Below are 829 nucleotides of genomic sequence, written 5' to 3'. Positions count from 1 at the left end.
GCGTCGGGCAGGCCCCCTCGCGCTCCCGGGAGGCGGTGACGGACACGCCGGCCAGATAGCGGTCCATGGACACGGCGGCCTTGCGGCCTTCGCCCGGCCAGACTGATGGCGGAAAGCGGCTGTCCGGGCGCGACAAAGCCGCCGCAGAACACGCCGTCATGGCCCGGCAGGCCAAGGGTCAGGGCGTCCACGCCCTCGCGGCCAAGAGACAGGAAATTTGTGTCGAGCATTTCGACATAGACGGCATCGTACTCGGTGCAAACCGCTCAAAAGCGGCCCTGTCCAGGCGTTGGCCCGGATGGAAGGCCACATTCATGCGGCCCATGATGTCCAGTTCGGCGGCAAGCGCTCCCGGCGGCAGCAGTGTAGCCAGGGTCAGCAGATGGCCGCCGCAGCCTCGCCGGCCAGATAGACATCCACACCGTAGCCCTTCTTGCCAAGATCCCAGGCCACGGTCAGGGCGCTCACGTCGCCGCCCATGACCGCCGCCCGCTTGCCCTTGCCCGGCATGGACAGGGGTTTGGCGGCCGGACCGGTGGCGTTTATGACGGTGCGTTCCAGGCCTCCAATGGCCAGAGAGGCATCGATGGGGCTTCGGATACAGTGCGGTTGGCAGGGGTGGTCACACACCCGGCCAAGGACGGTCGGCAACGGCAGGGTGCGATCGAGAATCTTTCGAGCCCCGGCCATGTCGCCGGCCCGCACCAGGGCCATGAACTTGCGCACGTCGACATGGAGGGGACAGGCGGCCTGACAGGCGGGCTGTTCCTCCTGGAGTGCAGCGGTATTCGATATCCCGCAAACCCTGCTGGTCCATGCCTACCCTCCC

Annotated in this window: 1 protein-coding gene; it reads right to left on the bottom strand. The window is 67.2% G+C overall.

What is annotated here, in order from left to right; genetic code table 11:
* Positions 1 to 375: 375 nt before the first annotated feature.
* Entirely contained in the window at positions 376 to 795 is a 420-nt protein-coding gene (locus tag DSOL_RS28555) for a hypothetical protein (protein ID WP_207649687.1), read from the bottom strand.
* Positions 796 to 829: the final 34 nt, after the last annotated feature.

This window comes from Desulfosporosinus metallidurans, assembly GCF_001936615.1.
Taxonomy (GTDB): Bacteria; Bacillota; Desulfitobacteriia; order Desulfitobacteriales; family Desulfitobacteriaceae; genus Desulfosporosinus; species Desulfosporosinus metallidurans.
The sequence above is the reverse complement of the archived record's forward strand: the minus strand, read 5'-3'. Positions and strand labels throughout refer to the sequence as shown.